Here is an 18569-nt window from a genome sequence, read left to right as displayed (position 1 = left end):
GGCGGCGCGCCGGGGCACGGGGTTTCACCGCCCGCCCCGGCGGGGAGAGTCCGGCATGACCTCAAGGCCCCGGTCCGGGTCCCGGCTCCCCCGGTGGACGGCCACACTGCCCGTGCTGCCGCTCGCCGCCGCCCTGCTCACCGCGACCGTCGCGCTCTACATGGCGCTGGTCGCGTTCGGGAACATCACCGACTTCTCCACCAACCGCGCCTTCGTGCGGCACGTGCTGGCCATGGACACCACGTTCAAGGACCCGGACCTGATGTGGCGGGCGATCGACTCGACCGCGCTCCAGGACACCGCGTACGTACTGGTCATCGCCTGGGAAACGGTCGCCGCGCTGGTGCTCGTCGCGGCCTGCGTGGCCTGGGCGCGGGCGCTGCGCCGCCGCGAGGGCCTCGCACCGGCCCGGCGGCTGAGCACGGCCGGGCTGCTGATGGTGCTGCTGCTGTTCGGCGCCGGGTTCATCGCCGTCGGCGGCGAGTGGTTCGCCATGTGGCAGTCCAAGTCCTGGAACGGGCTGGACGCCGCGACGCGGGACTTCATGCTGGCGGCCTTCACCCTGCTGGTGGTCCACCTTCCCGGTGTCGAACGCCGCGAGGGCTGAGCGCCCCCGCGGCCCGGTCCGCCCGCTCCGCCGCCCGCGTGATGTTGCGGGCCATGCCGCCGAAGACCACCGCGTGGAACGGCGAGACGCTCCACCAGTAGACGTGCCCGAGGAACCCGCGGGGATGGAACAGCGCGCGCTGGCGGTAGCGGGTCCGGCCGTCGGGCGTCTCCTCCGCGTACATCTCCAGCCAGGCGAGGCCGGGCAGCCGCATCTCGGCGCGCAGCCGCAGCAGGTGCGGCGGGTCCAGCTCCTCCACCCGCCAGAAGTCCAGCGAGTCGCCGGCCCTCAGCCGGGCGGCGTCGCGGCGCCCCCGGCCCAGGCCCACCCCGCCCACGATCCGGTCGAGCCAGCCGCGCACGGCCCAGGCCAGCGGGAACGAGTACCAGCCGTTCTCGCCGCCGATCCCCTCGATGACCTGCCACAGCGCGGCCCGTGAGCTGTCCGTGAGCCGTTCGCGGCGATCGGTGTAGAGGCTGCCGCCCGCCCAGCCGGGGTCCGTGGGCAGCGGGTCGCTGGGGGCGCCGGGCAGGGCGGCCGAGGACCAGCGGGTGGTGACGTTGGCCTCCTTGATCCGGCGCAGTGCGAGCTCGATGGCCGCGTCGAAGCCGATCGGGGTGCCGGGCGGGTCCGGCACGTACTCCGCGATGTCGTGCTCGTGGCAGACCACCTCGTGGCGCAGCGACTCGGCGAGCGGGCGCGCCAGCGACCTGGGCACCGGGGTGATCAGCCCGATCCAGTGGCTGGAGAGCCCCGGCGGCAGCATCGGCAGGCGCAGGATCAGCCGGTGCGGCAGGCCCGCGACGGCCGCGTACCGGTGCATCATCTGCTCGTAGGTGAAGACCTCGGGCCCGCCGATGTCGAAGGTCCGGTTCACCTCGGCGGGCATCCGGGCGCTGCCGACGAGATAGCGCAGCACGTCCCGGACGGCGATGGGCTGGATCCGGTTGCCGAGCCAGCTCGGGGTCGCCATCACCGGCAGCCGCTCGGTGAGGTGGCGCAGCATCTCGAACGACGCCGAGCCGGAGCCGATGATCACTGCGGCGCGCAGTACGGTCGTCGGGACCGGCGAGTCGAGCAGGATCCGGCCGACCTCGGCGCGGGAGCGCAGATGCGGCGACAGCGCCCGCTCGGGCACCCCGGCGGGGGTCAGACCGCCGAGGTAGACGATCCGGCGGACCCCGGCCGCGGCGGCCCGCTCGGCGAAGACGCGGGCGGCGGTGCGGTCGGTCCGCTCGAAGCCCGGGCCGGAGCCGAGCGAGTGCACCAGGTAGTACGCCACGTCCACGCCCCGCAGCGCCGCGCCCACCGCGTCCGCGTCGGTGGCGTCCCCCGCGGCCACCTCCACGTCGCCCGCCCACGGCAGGTCGCGCAGTTTGCCGGGCGTACGGGCCAGACAGCGCACCCGGTGGCCCGCGGCCAGGAGTTCGGGGACCAGCCGGCCGCCGATGTAGCCGGTCGCTCCGGTCACGAGGACGAGCCCCGGGGTGCCGTCGCTCCGCATCTGCCGCCTCCACCGCTCGCCGTGCCCTGTCTCCACGATCCCCCGCCGGGGGTGCCCGGGGACGGCACGACACCCGTCGCGGGCCGCCCCGCTCGCGCGCGGGCGCCGGAAGTCCGCCGCCCGGTTTGCCGTGGACGTCCAGGGGGAGCAGGCTCGAAGCACAGGCCCTTCGCGGCCCACCAGGCGCGGGCCGCGACCTTCCCCAGGAGGTCACCATGGGCATCGCCGCAGACCCCGCCTTCGACACCGAGTCGCTGCGCAGGGGCATCGAGGGAAAGAACCCGAAGACGCTGCTCGCGCTCTACGCCGACGACGCGGAGCTCAAGGTCGTCGACCGCAACACCCAGCCCAGCCATCCGATGGTCATGCACGGCCAGGGCGAGATCTCCAGGATGCTGGAGGACGTCTACGGCCGCGACATGACCCACAAGCTGGAGCACTGCGTGGTCCAGGGCGACCACGTCGCCTTCACCGAGTCCTGCGAGTACCCCGACGGCGTACGCGTCCTGGCCAGCTCGATGGTCTCGCTCAAGGACGGCAAGATCGTCGAACACACCGTCGTGCAGGCTTGGGACGAGTAGCGCCGAGGAGCCGACGGGCGCTCACCCCGGGGCGCCCCGGTCCGCCCCGGGCGGCAGCGCCAGCCGTTCCTGGAGACGGGCGTGGCGGAACTGGTGGACCGCGCCCGCCTGCCTCAGCACGCCCCGGCGGTGCGCCTCGGCCAGGAACGCCATCAGCCGCCAGGGCAGCGCGCCCCGCGGACAGAGCCACAGCCGGGCCACCCCGAGCCGCCCCCACGCGGACAGCGCCACCGTGACCGCACCGGTCGGGATCAGGGCGTACGCGCCGATGCCGACGGCGTCCGGCAGACCGAGCAGCCCGGGAAGCGCGGCGCCCGCCGGTACGGCGGCCAGGCAGATCACCAGGGCGCGGGCGAGCGCGGTGCGCCGGTCGGTGGCCAGGCTCGCCGAGGGGCTGGTGGCGCGGGCGACGTCGAGCGGCGCCGCGGGCCGGCGGTGCAGCCCGGCGGCGACCCCGCCGACCAGGCCGACGCCGAGCCCGCCCGCGAGGCCGAAGACGACCGAGGTGCGCAGCAGCGCGCCGGGGCCCTGCCGGGTGACCCATTCCGTCTGCCGCCGGTCCAGCAGCGGCGACAGGTCGTACGCGTCGATCCACCGCCCGTCGCCGAGCCGGACGGTGAAGACGTCGCCGCCGGTGCGGTACGCGTGCGCGGAGATCGCCGGCCGTTCGTCCACGGCGGTGCAGTGCGCGGGCGGCGCGCACAGGTCCAGGTCGCGCACGTCGGCGGGGAGCGCGAAGGTCCGCGTGCCGGAGCGGTCGGCCACCACGCTGGCGCGGACCGGGTCGCGCGGGACGAGATAGGTCGCGCCGTGCGGGCCCAGTCCGTACGTGGCGCCGTCCGGTCCCACCGCGTAGCGCGACCCGTCGGGCGCCCGCAGCACGGGCCCGGGCACCGGGAACTCCTCGCGCAGTGCCGCCCGTACCGCCGCCGCGCCGCCCTCGGCCGCGGTGAACACGGCCCCCAGCGCGAGGCCCGCGAGCAGCCCGACGGCCAGCCCGTGCGTCATCGCCCGGCCCAGCCGTCGCGCCCGGCCGGCCGGATCGCGCCGTCCTCCGCCCTTGGCCGCCGCACCCCGTCCGCGCCGCTTCGCCAGCGGCATGGCCGAGGGCACCGGGGTGGTCGGGATGCCGATGGCGGCCAGGCCGGTCGCGACGACCAGGCCGTAGAGCCCGCCCACCACCAGCCAGCCCAGCGCCCGCGGCAGGCCCGCGAACGGCACGGCGAGGTACGGGTCCTGGCCGAGCGGCCGGGTCAGTCCGACGGCCAGGCTGAGCGGCACCGCGCACAGCAGCGGGAGCAGCAGGCGCCGCCGTCCGGTGCCGGCCGCGTGGCCCGCGCACGCCCCGGCCACCGCCGCCGCGGCCCCGGCGGGCAGCGCGGGGTCCCGGCCGAGCGCCCACAGCGGCAGGCACACCGCCTCGGCGAGCAGGCCGAGCAGGAGCAGCGGGCCCAGCCGGGGCAGTGGCCGGGGCAGTGCGGTGTGCAGCTCCCACCAGGCCAGGTCGTGGGTGTGGCGGCGCTCCAGGTGGCGGGCGAGGAACCGCAGCCAGCGCTCGGCCCGTTCGGGGTCCCAGCGGGTGGATCCGGCGAAGGCGGCGGGCACGAACGCGTCGAGCAGGTACTCCTCGAGGACCACCGGGTCGGCGAACTCGGGCCGCCGCAGCAGCTCCACGGGGTCGTTGCCGGGCTCGTCGTAGACGGCCCGCGCGAGCGCCACCATCAGCGGGGACGCGAGGACCTGGCGCACCGGGTCGCCGGGGCGCGAGTGCCGCAGCACCGGGTCCCAGGCGGTGACCCGCTCCCCCGCCGGGCCGCGCACCGGCCGTGCGGTGCGCCGCAGGAATCCGGCGGCCTCCTCGAAGGCGAGCGGCTGGAGTTCGACGACGGCGGCGGCCGTGACCACGTCGGCCTGCGCGACGACTTCGGCGTACACCCGGCTGCGGCAGGTCAGCAGGACCGGACTCCCCTCGTCCAGACCCGAGTTGAGCAGCTGGACGGCCGTCGCGCGCAGCGGCGCGGGCAGTTCGTCGAGCCCGTCCAGTACGGGCAGCACCCGCCCCGAGTCCAGCAGTTCGGCCGCCAGCGAGGAGCCGGAGGACTGGACGGAGCCGAGCGCCGGGTGGCCCGCGACGAGCCGGGCCGCCAGCCAGTCGCGCAGGCCGGTGGTGTCGGGCTGCCAGGTGGACAGGGGGAGGATGACCGGCACCGGGCCGCCCGGGGCCCGGCGCTCCAGGAGGTCGAGCACGAAGCCGACCGCGAGGACGGTCTTGCCTGCGCCGGGCGCGCCGAGCACCACCAGGCGCCGGGACGGGATCCGCGCGAACACCGCGGTGATGTCGTCGAACGCGCCGTCGAGCGCGGCCGGACCGCCGGGCACCGCGCCGATGTTCTCGGCCGCGTCCGCGAGCCACGGGTCGGCCGCCGTCCAACGCACCTGGAGCGGCTGGGGGTCCTGGAGGCGGCGCAGCCGCCACTCGGCCTGCCAGTGCAGCCGCACCGCCTCGGCGAGGGCGTCGGCGGCGTGCTCCAGCTGCCCGTCGGGCGGGCGCTCGCCGGGGGCGTCGCGCACGGTGCTGCCGACCAGACCGGCCAGGGCGACCAGGAAGCCGAGGACGGACACCAGCGGTCCGGTGCCGCCCAGTCCGTCGCCCCGCACCCCGACGGCGACCACCGCTCCGGTGGCCGCCACCGCGCCCACCCAGATCCCGCGCCGCCAGTACCGCATCACGCGCGCCCCCCGTCAGGGTGCCCCCGTTGGTACCCGCCATTGTCGCAGCCGACCCGACGCCGGGAACCGGGCCGTCGGCGACGAACCCGGTTCCCGCCAGGGCCTGTTGGCCGGTCAGTGGGAGGTGTACTGGTCCTCGTACTCGTAGGGGCGGGGGGCCGGGGCCGGGCTGTGGTGGCGGCCCTGGGCGCGGCCGGGCCGGACCGGCCACCAGGTGGCGCGGCCGAGCAGCGCGGCGAGCGCGGGCACGAGCACGATGGACAGGACGAAGGCGGAGAGCAGGATGCCGAGCGCCGTGGCGAAGCCGATCTGCTGGGTGGAGGGGTTGGCGTTGACGGCGAGGCTGCCGAAGGAGGCGGCCAGGACGACGCCCGCCGTGGCGATCGCGGGTGCGGTGTGCCGCACCGCGCGGGCGACGGCCGCGCGGGCCGGTCCGGGGCGCTCCATCTCCTCGCGGATGCGGTCGCTGATCAGGATGTTGTAGTCGGTGCCGAGGGCGACGACGAAGAGGAACAGCACCAGCGGCAGGACGAAGTTGACGCCGGGCTTGTCCAGTTGGTGCTGGAAGACCAGCGCGGAGGCGCCGAGGGTGGCGGCGAAGCCGAGGCCGACCGCGACCATGAGGACGACCGGGGCGAGCAGGCTGCGCAGCAGGACGAGCAGGATCAGGGCGATCAGTACGGCGGCGACCGGGAACACGATCTTCAGATCATGGTCGACGGCGGTGGAGATGTCGGCGAAGATCGCGGCGGTGCCGCCGACGTGCGCCTCCATCCCGGCGGGCACGCTGCGCACCACGGTGTCGCGGACGGGTCCGGAGACCAGGTCACGGGCCCGCTGGGTCTGCGGGTCGGCGGTCAGATAGAGGTCGATGCGGGCCGCGGTGCGGTCCCCGTTGAGGGTGGTCGCGCCGACCTTGCCGACGCCGTCGACCTTGGCGAGCGCCCGGGGCAGCGCGGCCACCGAGTCGCTGGTGAGGGTGCGGCCGTCCTTGGCGGTGACGTACACGGTGGTGGGGTCGGAGACGCCGGCGGGCAGGGCCCGGGAGATCTCGACGGCGGTGGCGGCGGCCTTGGTCCCCTCGTCCCGGCCGCCCTGGCCGAAGTCCATCCTGATGCCGACGAGGCCGGCGGCGAGGCTGCCCAGCAGGGCGACGGAGGCGAGGACCAGGGTCAGGGGGCGGCGGGCGATCAGGGCGCCGATGCGGCCCGCGGCGCCCTCGCGCGGCTCCCGCTTGAGGGCGCGGGAGGGCCAGAACATCCTGCGGCCGGTGACCGCGAGCAGCGCGGGCATCAGGGTGAGGCTGGCCAGCAGCATGACCAGGACGGCGACGGCGATGGCCGGGCCGAGCACCCGGAACTGCCCGAAGGTGGCGACGGCCAGGGTGGCGAAGGCGGCCACGATGGTGAGGGCCGCCGAGGTGATGGCGGTGCCGACGCGCGCGCTGACCTCCGCGGCGACCGCCCGTGCGGGCCGCTCGGGGTGGGCGCGCAGCGCTTCGCGGAAGCGGAAGAGCAGGAAGAGGAAGTAGTCCACGCCGATGCCGATGAGGACCACGCTGATCATGCTCGGGGTGGAGGCGTCGAGGTCGATCCCGGTGAGCATGGCGCTGCCGACGACCGCGCCCGCCGCCGCGCCGCTGACGACGACCACCGCGAGCAGCGGGACGAAGGCGGCCAGGACACTGCGGAACACCAGGACGTTGACGAGCACGATCAGGCCGACCATCAGGATGCCGACGAGCTTCTGGGTGCCCTCCTCGGCGTCGGCGTTGTCGACGAGGTCGGCGAGCCCGCCGGTGAACCCGGTCCGCATCCCGGCGTCGGCGAAGTCCTTCTGAGCCCCGTCGCGGAAGGCGCGGTAGACCCGCTGGAGACCGGGGTCGGTGGAGTTGCCGCTCAGCTGGACGGAGAGCAGCTCGAAGCTCTTGTCGGGCGCGGTCATCGCGGGGCTGACCTTCGGCGTCTGCGAGTGGTCCTCGGCCAGGAACGAGGGGGTGTCCTTGTCCTCGGGCATCTCCACGCGGCTGCTGCCCAGCTTCGCGGCCAGCTCGCCGACCCGGCGCTGGTCGGCGGCGGCGAGCGGCTTGCCGTCGGTGCGGGCGACCAGGACGGTCACGGCGTTGGCGTCGGGCTTCACCCCGAACCGGTCCTCGGCGACGCGCAGCGCGGCGGCCGAGTCGTACTCCTTGGGCAGGAAGTCGCCGCTCTGGCTCTGGGTGACGCGGAACACCAGCGCCTGGCTCAGGATGGTCAGGAAGACCCCGACCAACGCCCACAGGGCGATGACCTTCCAGGGGTTCCGGGTGGAGAACCCGGTCAAGGCGCGGATCACTTCGTCCTCCGGCAGTGGGTGGTTCACCGGGGTCTTCCCGGCTGTCTCCACCTCATCAGCGGACCTGGGCCGGTTCGTCCGAGCGCGGAACGAGATGCGGGCTGGGAGCGGGGGCCGGTCCAGCGGTGCGACCAGGACCCTGGTCCTGGTCGGGGATCGGCTCCGGGCCCGGCGGAGGGGCGCGTTCCCGATGTGAGAATGGATCACGATTGACCGTCGACCCCCGGGAGGAACCCCACGATGTCCAGGACGCACGCCGCACCGGCGCCGCCGGGGCCGGCCCCCCCGGCGGCGCCGAACCGGCCGACGCGCTGCCCTGGTCGCGCCATGACGCGCTCGTCGCGGTCGGGGCGACCGTGCTGGACCTCCTCGGGTTCGTCCTGAGCAGCCGGATCGACCACGGGAGCGTCCCGGCCGTCGGGTGCGTGCTGGTGGTGGTGTGCGCGCTGCCCCTGGTGTTCCGGCGGCGCGCCCCGCTCACGGTGTTCGTGGCCGTGCTGCTGGCGGGGCTGGCGCTGAACCTGTCGGTGCCGGTGAACCAGCACATGGGCGCCACGACGGCCGTCGCGCTCTTCACCGTCGTACGGTCGGTGCGCCCGGTGGTGTGGTCGGTCGCCTCGTTGGTGACAGTCGTGGCCGCGCTGGTGGGGCCGGAGCCGGGGCCGAAGGGGCTCGCCCTGGACGCGGCGAGCAGTGTGGCAGCGGTGGCGCTGGTCTCCGGCGCCGCGGTCCTGACGACCCGCTGGCAGCGCAACCTGGAAGCCAACCGCAAGCTGCTGGCCGACCGCGCGGTGGCCGACGAGCGCCGCCGCATCGCCCGCGAGCTGCACGACATCGTCGCCCACCACATCACCACGATGCAGCTGATGGCCGGTGGCGCCCGGGCCAATCTGGCCCGCGACCCGGAGGTGGCCCGGGAGGCGCTGATCACCCTGGAGGGGTCGGGGCGGATGGCGCTGCGCGAGATGCGCCAACTGCTGGACGTGCTGCGGGCGGGCGACGAGACGGAGGAGGCGCCGACCAGCCCCCAGCCGGGCATCGGGGACCTGGAGCGGATCGTCGCCGAGTCGTCCCGGGCCGGTCTGCCGGCCGAGCTCGATGTGCGCGGCGAGGAGCGGGCGCTGCCGCCGAGCGTGGGTCTGACGGTCTTCCGGCTCGTCCAGGAGGCGCTGACCAACGCGCGCAAGTACGCGGGTGAGGCGCGGGCCTCGGTCCGGCTGACCTACGCGGTGGACGGCCTCGCGGTCGAGGTGTCGGACGACGGCTCCGGCGCCTCCCCGGGCCCTGGCGGCGGGCCGGGCCAGGGGTCCGGTTACGGTCTGCTCGGCATGCGGGAGCGGGTGGCGCTGCACGGCGGGACGCTGGAGGCGGGCCCGCGCGACGGCGGCGGGTTCCGGGTGGCAGCCCGGCTCCCCCTCAAGGCGGAGGAAGGGGCACTGCGGTGAGCGGGCCGATGGCGGAGCGGCGGGAGCCGGGGGCGACGCGGGTGATCAAGGTGCTGATCGCGGACGACCAGCCGCTGGTGCGGCGCGGCCTCGCCCTGATCCTGATGCCCGACCCGGCGTTCGAGGTGGTCGGGGAGGCGTGCGACGGCGAGGAGGCGGTGGCCCTGGCGCACCGGCTGCGGCCCGATGTGGTGGTGATGGACATCCGGATGCCGGTGCTGGACGGGGTCGGCGCGACCGAGCGGATCGCGCGGGCGCTGCCGGAGTGCCGGGTGCTGGCGCTGAGCACGTTCGACATGGACGAGTACGTGGTGGCGGCGCTGCGCGCGGGCGCGTACGGCTTCCTGCCCAAGGACATCTCCCCGGAGGAACTGGTCGCGGCGGTACGGGTGGTGCACACCGGGGAGGCGGCGGTCGCGCCCCGGCTGCTGACCCGGCTCATCTCCACCTATGTCCGGGCCCCGCGCCGCCCGGAGCCGCCGGTGGTGCGCGTGGACGACCTCACGCCGCGCGAGCGGGAGGTGTGGCGGCTGATGGCGACGGGCCTGGACAACGCGGAGATCGCGGACGAGATGGAGATCAGCGTCTCCACCGTGAAGAACCACATCACCAGCGTCTTCAACAAGCTCGGCGTCCGGGACCGGGCGCAGGCCGTCATCGCCGCGTACGAGACGGGGCTGGTCGAGGTGGGCGGCGCCTGAAAGGGCCCTCGTCCGATCCCCGTCCGCCCTCGGACACCCCGCACGCGCCCTCGAAGGACGTGGGCAGGATTCCCGTGTGCGCGGGTCCCCTGCCCACGCGTGGATCAGCCGGTTCCGACGATCGTCCAGGCGTCCGGGTCGAAGCTGGGGGTGACCGCGTAGCGGCAGGCGCTGTTGCAGTACGTCCTGGTGGTGGTCCAGCCCGCGGGCGGCCAGGTGGAGGCGCAGACGTTGACCTGGGTGCCCACCGGGTGGCGATGACTACCGGCACGTTCGCCCCTCCGGACCGTTGCGTTTGAGTCCGGAGGGGCGAACGGATCCGGCCATCGCCCGATGTCCCCATCGGAGCGCCGCCGACTACCCCACGGCGGGCACCGCGCCCATGAGGGGCGCCGCGAGGTCGGTCAGCTGGTGGAGCTGGTTGAGGTCGTTCAACCTGTTGAGCTGGGCGAGCTGCGCCTTGGCCGTGGGCATCTCGGCGCGGTGCTCGGCCGGGATGGCGCTCGTCGCGACCGTGTCGAGCACGGACATCGGGGAGAGGTCGACCGGCTTGATACCGGCCGGACCGGCCGCGCTCGCGGCGGACACCCCGAGACCCGAGGCTCCGGCGGCGAGGGCGAGGACAGTGGCGATACGTCGAGTTGAGATCACGCCCTGACAACCGCCCGGCACCGCCGTTGGACACGGCCGCCATCGAGCCTCACCCGACAAGCGCACCCGGCCCCCGCGTCCAGGCCAGCAGCCGCTCCACCGGCCAGGTCGTCACCACGCGCCCGGCCGGCACCCCGCACTCCTCGGCCCTGGCACAGCCGTAGACCTGCCAGTCGAGCTGGCCGGGCGCGTGCGCGTCGGTGTCGACGGAGAACAGCACCTCCGCGGCCACCGCGCGGCGCAGCAGGTCGCGGGGCGGGTCGAGCCGCTCGGGGCGGCTGTTGATCTCGACGGCGGTGCCGGACTCGGCACAGGCCGCGAAGACCGCGTCGGCGTCGAACGCGGACTGGGGCCGCTTGCCCCGGCCGCCCGCGATCAGCCGTCCGGTGCAGTGCCCGAGCACGTCCGCGTGCGGGTTGCGGACGGCGGCCACCATGCGGCGGGTCATCGCGGCGGCGTCCATGCGCAGCTTGGAGTGGACGGAGACGACCACCACGTCCAGCTGGGCGAGGAGCTCCTCCTCCTGGTCGAGGGAGCCGTCGTCGAGGATGTCGCACTCGATGCCGGTGAGCAGCCGGAACGGCGCCCAGCGCCGGTTGAGCCGGGCCACCAGCGCCAGTTGCTCGCGCAGCCGCGCCGGGGAGAGGCCATGGGCGACGGTGAGCCGGGGCGAGTGGTCGGTGAGCACGGCCCACTCGTGGCCGAGCCCGGCGGCCGTCAGGCCCATCTCCTCGATCGGGCTGCCGCCGTCGGACCAGTCGGAGTGCAGATGGCAGTCCCCGCGCAGGGCCGCGCGCAGGCTCTCGCCGCCCGCCACGAGGGGTCCGTCGGCGCCCTCGTCCTCCAGCCGCCGCAGATACGCGGGCCGTTCGCCCGCCAGTGCCTCGCGCACCACCTGCGCGGTCTTGGGCCCGATCCCCTTCACCGACTCCAGCGACCCGGCGCCGGCCCGCCGCTCGGCCTCGCCGTCCGCCATGTCCGCCACCAGCGCGGCGGCCGTGCGGAACGCCTGGACGCGATAGGTGGGTGCCTGGGTGCGCTCCAGCAGGAACGCGATCCGCCGCAGCGCCGTCACGGGATCCATCGCCACCTCCGACCGGCCACCATTGTCCGCCGCCGCCGCCGCGCCCGCATGCCGCGCCCGTGGGCACGGAGGCGGGGCACCCCTTCTCGGGTGCCCCGCCTCCGGGTCGAACGGCCGTGTGCGGGCGGCCGGGTCCGCTCGTCGGTCAGAAGTCGAACACGACGCCCTGGCCCGCCAGCTTCATGCACGGGTTGCCGAAGGTGTAGCGGTACGAGACGCGCTTGCCGTCCCAGACCCCGTCGGCCGTCACGGTCGTCGGCCTCCACTCCTTGGTACAGACCCCCGTCGGCTGGGCGGCGGTGATCGCCGCCAGGTCGCCACCCTTGTGCTTGAGTTCGGCGCACGCCTGGACGGCGGCCGGGTGCGTGCCGGAGGGGGTCGGGGCGCAGTTGAGCGTCACCGCGCGCAGGACGGACTGGCCGTCGTCGCCCGTGCCGGGTGCGACGGTGAGTACGAGCGCGGAGGGCGCGTACAGGCTCATGGCGGCACCCCGGGTGTCGTGCTGATCGGCGCCGGCCGCACCCGGAACGGCGACCGCTGCGCCGACGAGGGCCAGCGCGGCCACCAGAGTCGTACGCCCAAGCGTCTTACGCATATCGAACACTCCTGTCAGTCAGGGACCGAAGAACGAACATGAGTGTTGTCCACGCCCAGGGGTGCCGGGGGCCACTGGAGCCGGATCCGGTCACGCTCCGCCACAGAGCGATCGCTCGAAGTTGCAGGTCAAGCGCGGGCAAAGGGCTGTCCACCAGTTGGACACTCATGAAGAAGAAGGCGCAAAGGTGCCTCTGGTTGGGTTTCTAAAGCCACGAGAACATTGAATCTTTAATATTGAGGTTTAGGCGCGATTTCATCCAGAGGACAGGATCGGTCCCCCCGACCGTGCCTCCGGACGTGCGCACACCGCCGAGCGGCGTCAGAGTGGGGGTGGCCCTGCCACACGAAGGAGCAGCCCACGATGGAACACCACATCGTCGCCGAGATGATCGAGCCGGGGGGCAGCACGCTCAAGGAATGGCACATGGTGCGGGGCGACGCGGCCGTCTCCATGTGCGGCCGCGAGCTGGACCTGAAGGAGAAGAACCTGCCCGCCGACGCCTGGGGCACCGAACAGGCCCGGCCGTTCTGCCACACCTGCGGCGCCCTGTTCCTGCGCGAAGTGCCGTGACACCAGGCGCCGGTCCCGTACGCGCGCCCGGGACCGGCGCCGGACGGACCGTCACACGAAGACGCGGGGCGCCGGCCGCGGCTCCGCCGGAACCAGCACCCGCCGGGACTCCGGGGCGGGCGGGCGCAGCCCCGCGGAGTGCGCCCGCAGCGGCCGGACCCGGACCAGGGCCTGCGGATCGGGCGTCTCCACCCGGAGCGTGAACCACACCACCTTGCCGTCCGCCACGGCGTGCGTCCCCCAGGTGTCACTGATGGACGCCACCATCGTCAGACCCCGGCCGCTGGACGCCAGCGGCCGGTCGCCGCCCAGGACCGGGAGGCGGGGGTCGCGGTCGCGCACGGCCGCGGTCAGGCGCCGTCCCGTCCAGCGCAGTTCGAGGGTGCAGCGCTTGTCGCCCTCGGCGTGGCGGCAGACGTTGGCGAGCAGCTCGCACACGCCGAGTCCGACCGGCTGGATCACGGCTTCGAGGCGCCAGTGGCGCAGATGTGCGGCGACGATCCGGCGAATCTGCGGCACCCGTTCGGGCGCGGCTTCGAGATCCAGCGTGTACTGACGGTTCACATCTGCGACGACACCCACGACCGCGCTCCTCATCAGGGCGGCCGACGGGGCCGCCTCCCTGGACGGCTACCGATCCGGGCAAGCGGAAAGTAGTCGATCGAACACGAAGGGAACACGACCAGCGTGACCCCGTCCGGGTGAACGCGCAACACGGACGGCGGGCAGCGGTGGCGCGGCCGGGTTCGCCGGGGCAAAGAGAAGCCCCGGCTGGACGGGGGAGGCCAGCCGGGGCGGTTCAGGGGCGGGGACGCCTTCGGCGTTACCCGCTTATAGATGAATAGTAAATCATTTCTAGGCGATTACCAGCCATTCCGGCGTCGATGCCCATGACCCCGGTCACACCGTCAGGCTGTCCATGAAGGAGCTCACCGAGAAGACCGCCTTGCCCGGGCCCGCCTCGCCGTATCCGGGCGGGGACGTCAGCCCGTACTCCTCCATCGTCGACCGGTACGCCTCGAGGAGCCGGATGTGGTACTCCAGCGGCGCGCCCTGCGGGTTGGCCTTGCCGAGCGGGGTGGTGGGCTCCGGGCACCAGGTGGTGAAGCGGGGCGTGATGCCGTGCGACATGAAGAAGCGCAGGCCCTCGGTGGTGGAGGCGATGGCCTCGTCGACCGTCTTGAACCCGAAGGGCTCGGCCATCTCCACGCCCGCCACGAAGTTGGGGATGACGTTGCGGGCGCCGAAGATCTCCGCCGAGTCGAGGATCCGCTTGTGCCACTCGTCGCGGCCGACGTAGCGCTCCTTGCCCGGGCAGTACATCTTGAAGAGGTACTCGTCCCACACCTCGTAGTTGGGGTGGTAGATCTGCACCCCGTAGTCCTTGAAGCGCTGGACGTCGTCGCGCGGCAGCGCCTGGGCCACGACCTTGCCGATCCACCGCCCGGGGAAGTGCTCCTCGATGGCCTTGGCGTAGCGGCCGTAGAAGTCGGCCTCGTCGCGCCCGCCGACCGTCTTGGTGATCGCGCCACCGGTCAGCGTGTACGCGGTGGACGCCTTCGCGGTGTCGTACCGGTCGATGATCTCCAGCGCTTCGAGGACCTCGTCGACGTCCTTCACCCCGGTGTACGGACGGCCCGCCGCCTTGTGCTGGCGCCAGTTGTGGTTGATGTCGCAGTACTGGCACTCCTCCTTGGCGCCGAAGTACTGGCAGACCCGGAAGACGGTGAGGTAGATCAGATAGCCCCACTGGATGGTGGGGGCGACCTCCATCACGGACTTCCCGTTGGAGAGCTTGTGCCGGTAGTACTCGGGCATCGGCGGCACACCGACGTCGGAGATCCGCTTGCCGTCGAGGTAGAGGCCGAGCAGACCGTCCTCGTCGGCGGCCACCCGGTAGGGCGAGGACGGGTTGACCCGCACCGAGACGACGGTCCGGCGCAGGTCGTACGGACCGCCGGTGAGGATGATCTCCTCGGGCGGCCGGCGCAGCGCGGCCTCGCCGAGCTCGGGCAGCGTGCCGTGGTCGAACGAGAAGATGAAGTACGACTTCGGCTTGACCTCGCCGGACTCGTTGTCACTGAGGGCCGACGCGTCGAAGGCCATCCCCCCGCGCAGCAGGTCCTCCTTGATCACGGCTTCCCGGGGCACTCCCGGGAACCGCTCCATCAGTCCTTCGACCTCATCGGTACGGGTGCGCATGTGCTGACGTCCTCCGGTCCAGTCGCTTTGTCCGTCCCCACTGAACCTACGCTCTCGCCGGCTTCGCCGATGGACTGGGCATCGACGACGAAGCCGGCGAGCGAGCGCTATGCTAATCGGCTGGCACTTTCCGGCGGATCGGTCCGCGGTCGGGCTTCGCCTCCGACTTAAGACTTAGGCGGCTCAGGACTCGGGCGGCCGGGGCGGGGCCGGCCCGGATCAGTGGGCGATGGAGTCGATCAGCTCCCGGGCGCCCTGGCGCAGCAGGGTGACGGCGACCGAGGTGCCCAGGGTGGCCGGGTCGAGGGGTCCCGCCCACTCGTGGGCGTTGAGGACGGTCTTGCCGTCGGGGGTGAACACACAGGCCCGCAGCGACAGGTCACCGCCCACCGCGGCCCTCGCGTATCCGGCGATCGGGCTGTTGCAGTGGCCCTGCAGGACGTGCAGGAACATCCGCTCGGCGGTCGCCTCGCGATGGGCGTCGGGGTCGCCGAGATCGCTCACCAGGTCGATCAGCTCCCGGTCGCCCTCGCGGCACTGGAGGGCCAGGATCCCGGCGCCGATCGGCGGGCACATCACCTCGGGCGAGAGGATCTCGGTGATCACGTCCGTACGGCCGATGCGTTCCAGGCCGGAGGCGGCGAGGAGCAGGGCGTCGGCCTCGCCCGCGGCCAGCTTCTCCAGTCGGCGGTTGGCGTTGCCGCGCATGGGGACGCAGCGGAGTTCGGGGTGGGAGGCGGCGAGTTGGGCGATGCGGCGGACGGAGGAGGTGCCGATGCGGGTGCCCGGGGGCAGTTGGTCGAGGGTGCTGCCGCCGGGGTGGACGAGGGCGTCGCGGATGTCGTCGCGCTTGAGGAAGGCGGCGAAGACGGTACCGGCGGGCAGCGGCCGGTCGGCGGGGACGTCCTTGACGCAGTGCACTGCCAGATCGGCCTCGCCCGCGAGCAGCGCGGCGTCCACCTCCTTGGTGAACGCGCCCTTCCCCTCGACCAGCGAGAGGTCTCCCATCCACTTGTCGCCGGTCGTCTTGACCGGGACGACCTCGGTGGCCACGCCGGGATGGAGAGCCGCGAGTTCCGCACGTACACGTTCCACTTGCGCGAGCGCCATGGGCGAGTCGCGCGAGACGATCCGGATCAGTTCGATCGGTGACATGCCCCCACGATATGGGGCGCGCCCGATTCCCGCTCACATCGCCCCGTGACCTCAGTGTTCTTGTGCGGCACGGGAGTTGACACCCATACCGTACGACCAACGGCGGGCCTCCGGCCGCGCGGGGGAGGCGCGGGCGGAGGCCCTGGGAAGGACGGCCGAGCGGTCGGCCCGGCCGCCCTGGCTCAGGTCGCCCTCCTGTTCCGGCTCATCAGCATGCCGCCCGCGACGAGTGCGCACAGACACACGACGGCGCCGGTGATGATGTTGCTGAGGGCGGCTCCGGTGCCGGGGTGGCGGGCGACCACCCAGGGAGCGACGATCAGCCAGGCGCCCATCAGGAGCGCCACGAAGTTGAGGTCCTGCGAGCGCTCCGGGGCGATGGACATGCACAGGCCCACGACCGCGAGCGCGATGCCGACGATCAGGTTCGTCAGGGCCAGCGTCGGCAGCGCACCGGAGAAGTGCACGGTCCAGCCCGAGATCGCCGCGTAGATGCCGCCCAGGATGATGAGCTCTTCGACGGCCGCGACCCCTCGGGTCTCCAGCATCGCCGCGTACCGCTCGCGCATCTCCGAAACGTCGGGGTGCCCGGATATGTCACCTGGGCGGTGAGAGACGTCGGCCATGTGACTCGCCTCCTTCTGGTCCATGCAAGTCGGTTGGCCCTGCGACTTCCGGTCGCGGTTCCAGTGTGCTCTTATCCCTCCTTTATATGTAGATTTAACGGTTATCCAATATCTACAAAAGTTATTTCCGGAATGTGTAGATGGGCGATGTTTTCCAGCGGTGTGACGAAGGGGCCGGGACTACGCCGTCGTCGTCGCCACCGCGGCCATCGCACGGCGGTTGCGCAGCCGCTGCCATCTGCGCCGCAGCGCCGCGGGGCGCAGGTCGACCCGGCCGTGCAGCAGCCCGAGGACGACCGCCATGCCGATCGCTATCAAGTGCTCGCGACCGGCCAGATTGGGCCGCACCACCGCCTCGAAGAGCATCGAGCCACCGGTCAGCGCGAAGACGATGGGCGCCCGGCGCACCACCGAGATGTAGGTGAACAGACCCACCACCGCGGCCGAGGGGCCGGTGTCGAGGATCTGCCCGACCTCCGGCGGCAGTCCGAGCCCGCCCCAGGCGCCCGGCCCGAGCGCGATCATCACCCGGGCGCTGAGCGTCCCGGCCAGGGTGGTGGCGTAGGCGATGACCAGCGTGCGGGTGCGGCCCAGGGTGAGCTCGGCCAGCGCGAAGCCCAGGAAGAGCTGGGTGAGCCCGGCCCAGACGGGCAGGTCGAGTGCGGGGACGAAGAGCGAGATGGGGGTGCGCAGCAGCGCCAGCCACAGCGGCAGGTCGGCCTTGACCTCGCCGGTCAGGCGGACCACCACGGCGCCGGCCTGGGTGACGTGGATGGCGTGGAAGACGGTGACCGCGACACAGGCGAGCACCCCGAGGAAGAGCCCCCGCACTCCCCGGTTGACCAGCTGGCGCACCGGGTCGACGACGATGCCGTGGAACTCGCCGCGCAGGGTGCGCGTGATGAACCGGACGAGCCCGGCCAGCGGCTCCGCCCACTGCCGACGGCCCTTGCCGCCGCCCGCGGGCGGCACGGTGCCCGCGCCGTTCCCCGCCGCCCCGTCGGCGCCGCCGCCGCGGACCCCGTCGCGACGGTCGTCGGCAACTCGAAACACTGCTTGATCAACCCCTCACAGCGCCAGGCAGTCATGACAATCGGCGCGAAGCTCCCCACGCACCCCCAGATTGCACCAGGCTGAACACGCGCCGCACATGGGGGTCCCGCCCACGGTAATCGGGGCCCGGCGGGCGTTCAAGGATTCGGTTCGGTCACCGAACCGTTCTGGGCTAGGGTCGCGGCGTGACACTGCCGCGCGACTACACCGGCCAGTCCTGCTCCCTCGCCCGCTCCCTGGAGATCGTCGGCGAGCGGTGGACCCTGCTGATCGTGCGCGACGCCTTCTACGGGGTGCGCCGCTTCGGGGACTTCGCCTCCCACCTGGGAGCGCCGCGCGCCGTCCTCGCCGACCGGCTCGCCACCCTCGTGGCGGCGGACGTCCTGGCCCGGGTGCCCGGCACCGGCAGGCGCGAAGTGTACGAACTCACACCCAAGGGCGTGTCCCTGTGGCCCGTGGTGCGGGCCCTCACCGCCTGGGGCGACGAGCACTGCGCGCCGGGCGGCCCGCGCCGGATCTTCCGGCACGCGGCGGACGACGCGCCGATCGCCCCGGACGGCCGCTGCACCCGCTGCGAGGCGGCCGTGGAGGTGCGGGACATCCTCGTCACCCCCGGCCCGGGGCTGGCGGGCGGCGCGGAGGACGACCCCGTCTCGGTCGCCCTCGGCCGCCCGCACCGCCTGCTGCACCCCCTGCGCGGCTGAGCGCCGGTCCGGGGGGTGGCGGAC

The 18569-nt window shown here is 73.5% G+C and carries 18 protein-coding genes; 6 read left to right on the top strand and 12 right to left on the bottom strand.

What is annotated here, in order from left to right:
* Positions 1 to 55: 55 nt before the first annotated feature.
* Entirely contained in the window at positions 56 to 607 is a 552-nt protein-coding gene (locus AB5J87_RS32125; protein WP_369381843.1) for a DUF2165 domain-containing protein, read from the top strand.
* Here AB5J87_RS32125 and AB5J87_RS32120 read toward each other — a convergent pair.
* The gene (locus AB5J87_RS32120; RefSeq protein WP_369381841.1) at positions 558 to 2111 is read right to left on the bottom strand and encodes an SDR family oxidoreductase; all 1554 of its coding nucleotides are present in this window, start codon (positions 2109 to 2111) and stop codon (positions 558 to 560) included. The genes AB5J87_RS32125 and AB5J87_RS32120 overlap by 50 nt on opposite strands.
* 215 nt (positions 2112 to 2326) lie before the next feature.
* On the opposite strand from AB5J87_RS32120, the gene AB5J87_RS32115 reads away from it, so the two are divergent.
* Positions 2327 to 2692, top strand: coding sequence for a nuclear transport factor 2 family protein (locus tag AB5J87_RS32115; protein WP_369381838.1), 366 nt, complete (start codon positions 2327 to 2329; stop codon positions 2690 to 2692).
* Positions 2693 to 2713: 21 nt separating this feature from the next.
* Here AB5J87_RS32115 and AB5J87_RS32110 read toward each other — a convergent pair whose 3' ends face one another.
* On the bottom strand, positions 2714 to 5419 hold the full coding sequence (locus tag AB5J87_RS32110; protein WP_369383733.1) for an NACHT domain-containing protein: 2706 nt from the start codon (positions 5417 to 5419) through the stop codon (positions 2714 to 2716).
* A 117-nt stretch (positions 5420 to 5536) separates the two neighbouring features.
* On the bottom strand, positions 5537 to 7783 hold the full coding sequence (locus AB5J87_RS32105) for an MMPL family transporter (RefSeq protein WP_369381837.1): 2247 nt from the start codon (positions 7781 to 7783) through the stop codon (positions 5537 to 5539).
* A gap of 182 nt (positions 7784 to 7965) precedes the next feature.
* Between AB5J87_RS32105 and AB5J87_RS32100 the strand changes: the two genes are divergently transcribed.
* Positions 7966 to 9201, top strand: coding sequence for a sensor histidine kinase (locus tag AB5J87_RS32100; protein ID WP_369381835.1), 1236 nt, complete (start codon positions 7966 to 7968; stop codon positions 9199 to 9201).
* An 8-nt stretch (positions 9202 to 9209) separates the two neighbouring features.
* On the top strand, positions 9210 to 9902 hold the full coding sequence (locus AB5J87_RS32095) for a response regulator (RefSeq protein WP_369383732.1): 693 nt from the start codon (positions 9210 to 9212) through the stop codon (positions 9900 to 9902).
* A 104-nt stretch (positions 9903 to 10006) separates the two neighbouring features.
* On the opposite strand, the gene AB5J87_RS32090 is transcribed toward AB5J87_RS32095, so the two are convergent.
* From AB5J87_RS32090 to AB5J87_RS32075, 4 genes are all read right to left on the bottom strand, one after another.
* Positions 10007 to 10150 carry a hypothetical protein gene (locus AB5J87_RS32090; RefSeq protein ID WP_369381833.1) on the bottom strand — a complete coding sequence of 48 codons (144 nt, stop codon included), beginning with the start codon at positions 10148 to 10150 and terminating at the stop codon, positions 10007 to 10009.
* A 109-nt stretch (positions 10151 to 10259) separates the two neighbouring features.
* The gene (locus AB5J87_RS32085) at positions 10260 to 10553 is read right to left on the bottom strand and encodes a hypothetical protein (protein ID WP_369381832.1); all 294 of its coding nucleotides are present in this window, start codon (positions 10551 to 10553) and stop codon (positions 10260 to 10262) included.
* Positions 10554 to 10602: 49 nt separating this feature from the next.
* Entirely contained in the window at positions 10603 to 11637 is a 1035-nt protein-coding gene (locus AB5J87_RS32080) for a PHP domain-containing protein (RefSeq protein ID WP_369381829.1), read from the bottom strand.
* A gap of 145 nt (positions 11638 to 11782) precedes the next feature.
* Positions 11783 to 12232: a subtilase-type protease inhibitor gene (locus AB5J87_RS32075; RefSeq protein WP_369381828.1), complete on the bottom strand. Its 450-nt coding sequence runs from the start codon at positions 12230 to 12232 to the stop codon at positions 11783 to 11785.
* Positions 12233 to 12595: 363 nt separating this feature from the next.
* Here AB5J87_RS32075 and AB5J87_RS32070 point away from each other — a divergent pair, with 363 nt between their 5' ends.
* Positions 12596 to 12805, top strand: coding sequence for a hypothetical protein (locus AB5J87_RS32070; protein WP_369381827.1), 210 nt, complete (start codon positions 12596 to 12598; stop codon positions 12803 to 12805).
* A 51-nt stretch (positions 12806 to 12856) separates the two neighbouring features.
* Here the strand turns inward: AB5J87_RS32070 and AB5J87_RS32065 are convergent, their stop codons facing one another.
* The 5 genes from AB5J87_RS32065 to AB5J87_RS32045 form a co-directional block, all read right to left on the bottom strand.
* A complete protein-coding gene (locus AB5J87_RS32065; RefSeq protein ID WP_369381824.1) occupies positions 12857 to 13387 on the bottom strand; it encodes an ATP-binding protein in 531 nt (176 codons plus the stop codon).
* 318 nt (positions 13388 to 13705) lie between these two features.
* Positions 13706 to 15007 carry a radical SAM protein gene (locus AB5J87_RS32060; RefSeq protein ID WP_369381822.1) on the bottom strand — a complete coding sequence of 434 codons (1302 nt, stop codon included), beginning with the start codon at positions 15005 to 15007 and terminating at the stop codon, positions 13706 to 13708.
* 219 nt (positions 15008 to 15226) lie between these two features.
* Positions 15227 to 16162, bottom strand: a complete 936-nt coding sequence (gene hemC, locus AB5J87_RS32055; protein WP_369381820.1) for a hydroxymethylbilane synthase — start codon at positions 16160 to 16162, stop codon at positions 15227 to 15229.
* A 182-nt stretch (positions 16163 to 16344) separates the two neighbouring features.
* Positions 16345 to 16788 (bottom strand): SPW repeat protein, encoded by a 444-nt coding sequence (locus AB5J87_RS32050; RefSeq protein WP_369381818.1) that lies wholly within the window; start codon positions 16786 to 16788, stop codon positions 16345 to 16347.
* Positions 16789 to 16968: 180 nt separating this feature from the next.
* Positions 16969 to 17841, bottom strand: a complete 873-nt coding sequence (locus AB5J87_RS32045) for a hypothetical protein (protein WP_369381817.1) — start codon at positions 17839 to 17841, stop codon at positions 16969 to 16971.
* Positions 17842 to 18026: 185 nt separating this feature from the next.
* On the opposite strand from AB5J87_RS32045, the gene AB5J87_RS32040 reads away from it, so the two are divergent.
* Entirely contained in the window at positions 18027 to 18545 is a 519-nt protein-coding gene (locus AB5J87_RS32040) for a winged helix-turn-helix transcriptional regulator (RefSeq protein WP_369381816.1), read from the top strand.
* Positions 18546 to 18569: the final 24 nt, after the last annotated feature.

It is taken from the genome of Streptomyces sp. cg36, from assembly GCF_041080675.1.
Classification (GTDB): Bacteria; Actinomycetota; Actinomycetes; order Streptomycetales; family Streptomycetaceae; genus Streptomyces.
Note: the sequence above shows the minus strand (reverse complement) of the source record. Positions and strands in the feature narration are given on the sequence as shown.

Coding starts and splice junctions, on each gene's coding strand:
- AB5J87_RS32125 (WP_369381843.1), top strand. CDS start 56: ATGACCTCAAGGCCCCGGTCCGGGTCCCGGCTCCCCCGGTGGACGGCC.
- AB5J87_RS32120 (WP_369381841.1), bottom strand. CDS start 2,111: ATGCGGAGCGACGGCACCCCGGGGCTCGTCCTCGTGACCGGAGCGACC.
- AB5J87_RS32115 (WP_369381838.1), top strand. CDS start 2,327: ATGGGCATCGCCGCAGACCCCGCCTTCGACACCGAGTCGCTGCGCAGG.
- AB5J87_RS32110 (WP_369383733.1), bottom strand. CDS start 5,419: ATGCGGTACTGGCGGCGCGGGATCTGGGTGGGCGCGGTGGCGGCCACC.
- AB5J87_RS32095 (WP_369383732.1), top strand. CDS start 9,210: ATGGCGGAGCGGCGGGAGCCGGGGGCGACGCGGGTGATCAAGGTGCTG.
- AB5J87_RS32080 (WP_369381829.1), bottom strand. CDS start 11,637: ATGGATCCCGTGACGGCGCTGCGGCGGATCGCGTTCCTGCTGGAGCGC.
- AB5J87_RS32075 (WP_369381828.1), bottom strand. CDS start 12,232: ATGCGTAAGACGCTTGGGCGTACGACTCTGGTGGCCGCGCTGGCCCTC.
- AB5J87_RS32070 (WP_369381827.1), top strand. CDS start 12,596: ATGGAACACCACATCGTCGCCGAGATGATCGAGCCGGGGGGCAGCACG.
- AB5J87_RS32060 (WP_369381822.1), bottom strand. CDS start 15,007: ATGCGCACCCGTACCGATGAGGTCGAAGGACTGATGGAGCGGTTCCCG.
- hemC (WP_369381820.1), bottom strand. CDS start 16,162: ATGTCACCGATCGAACTGATCCGGATCGTCTCGCGCGACTCGCCCATG.
- AB5J87_RS32050 (WP_369381818.1), bottom strand. CDS start 16,788: ATGGCCGACGTCTCTCACCGCCCAGGTGACATATCCGGGCACCCCGAC.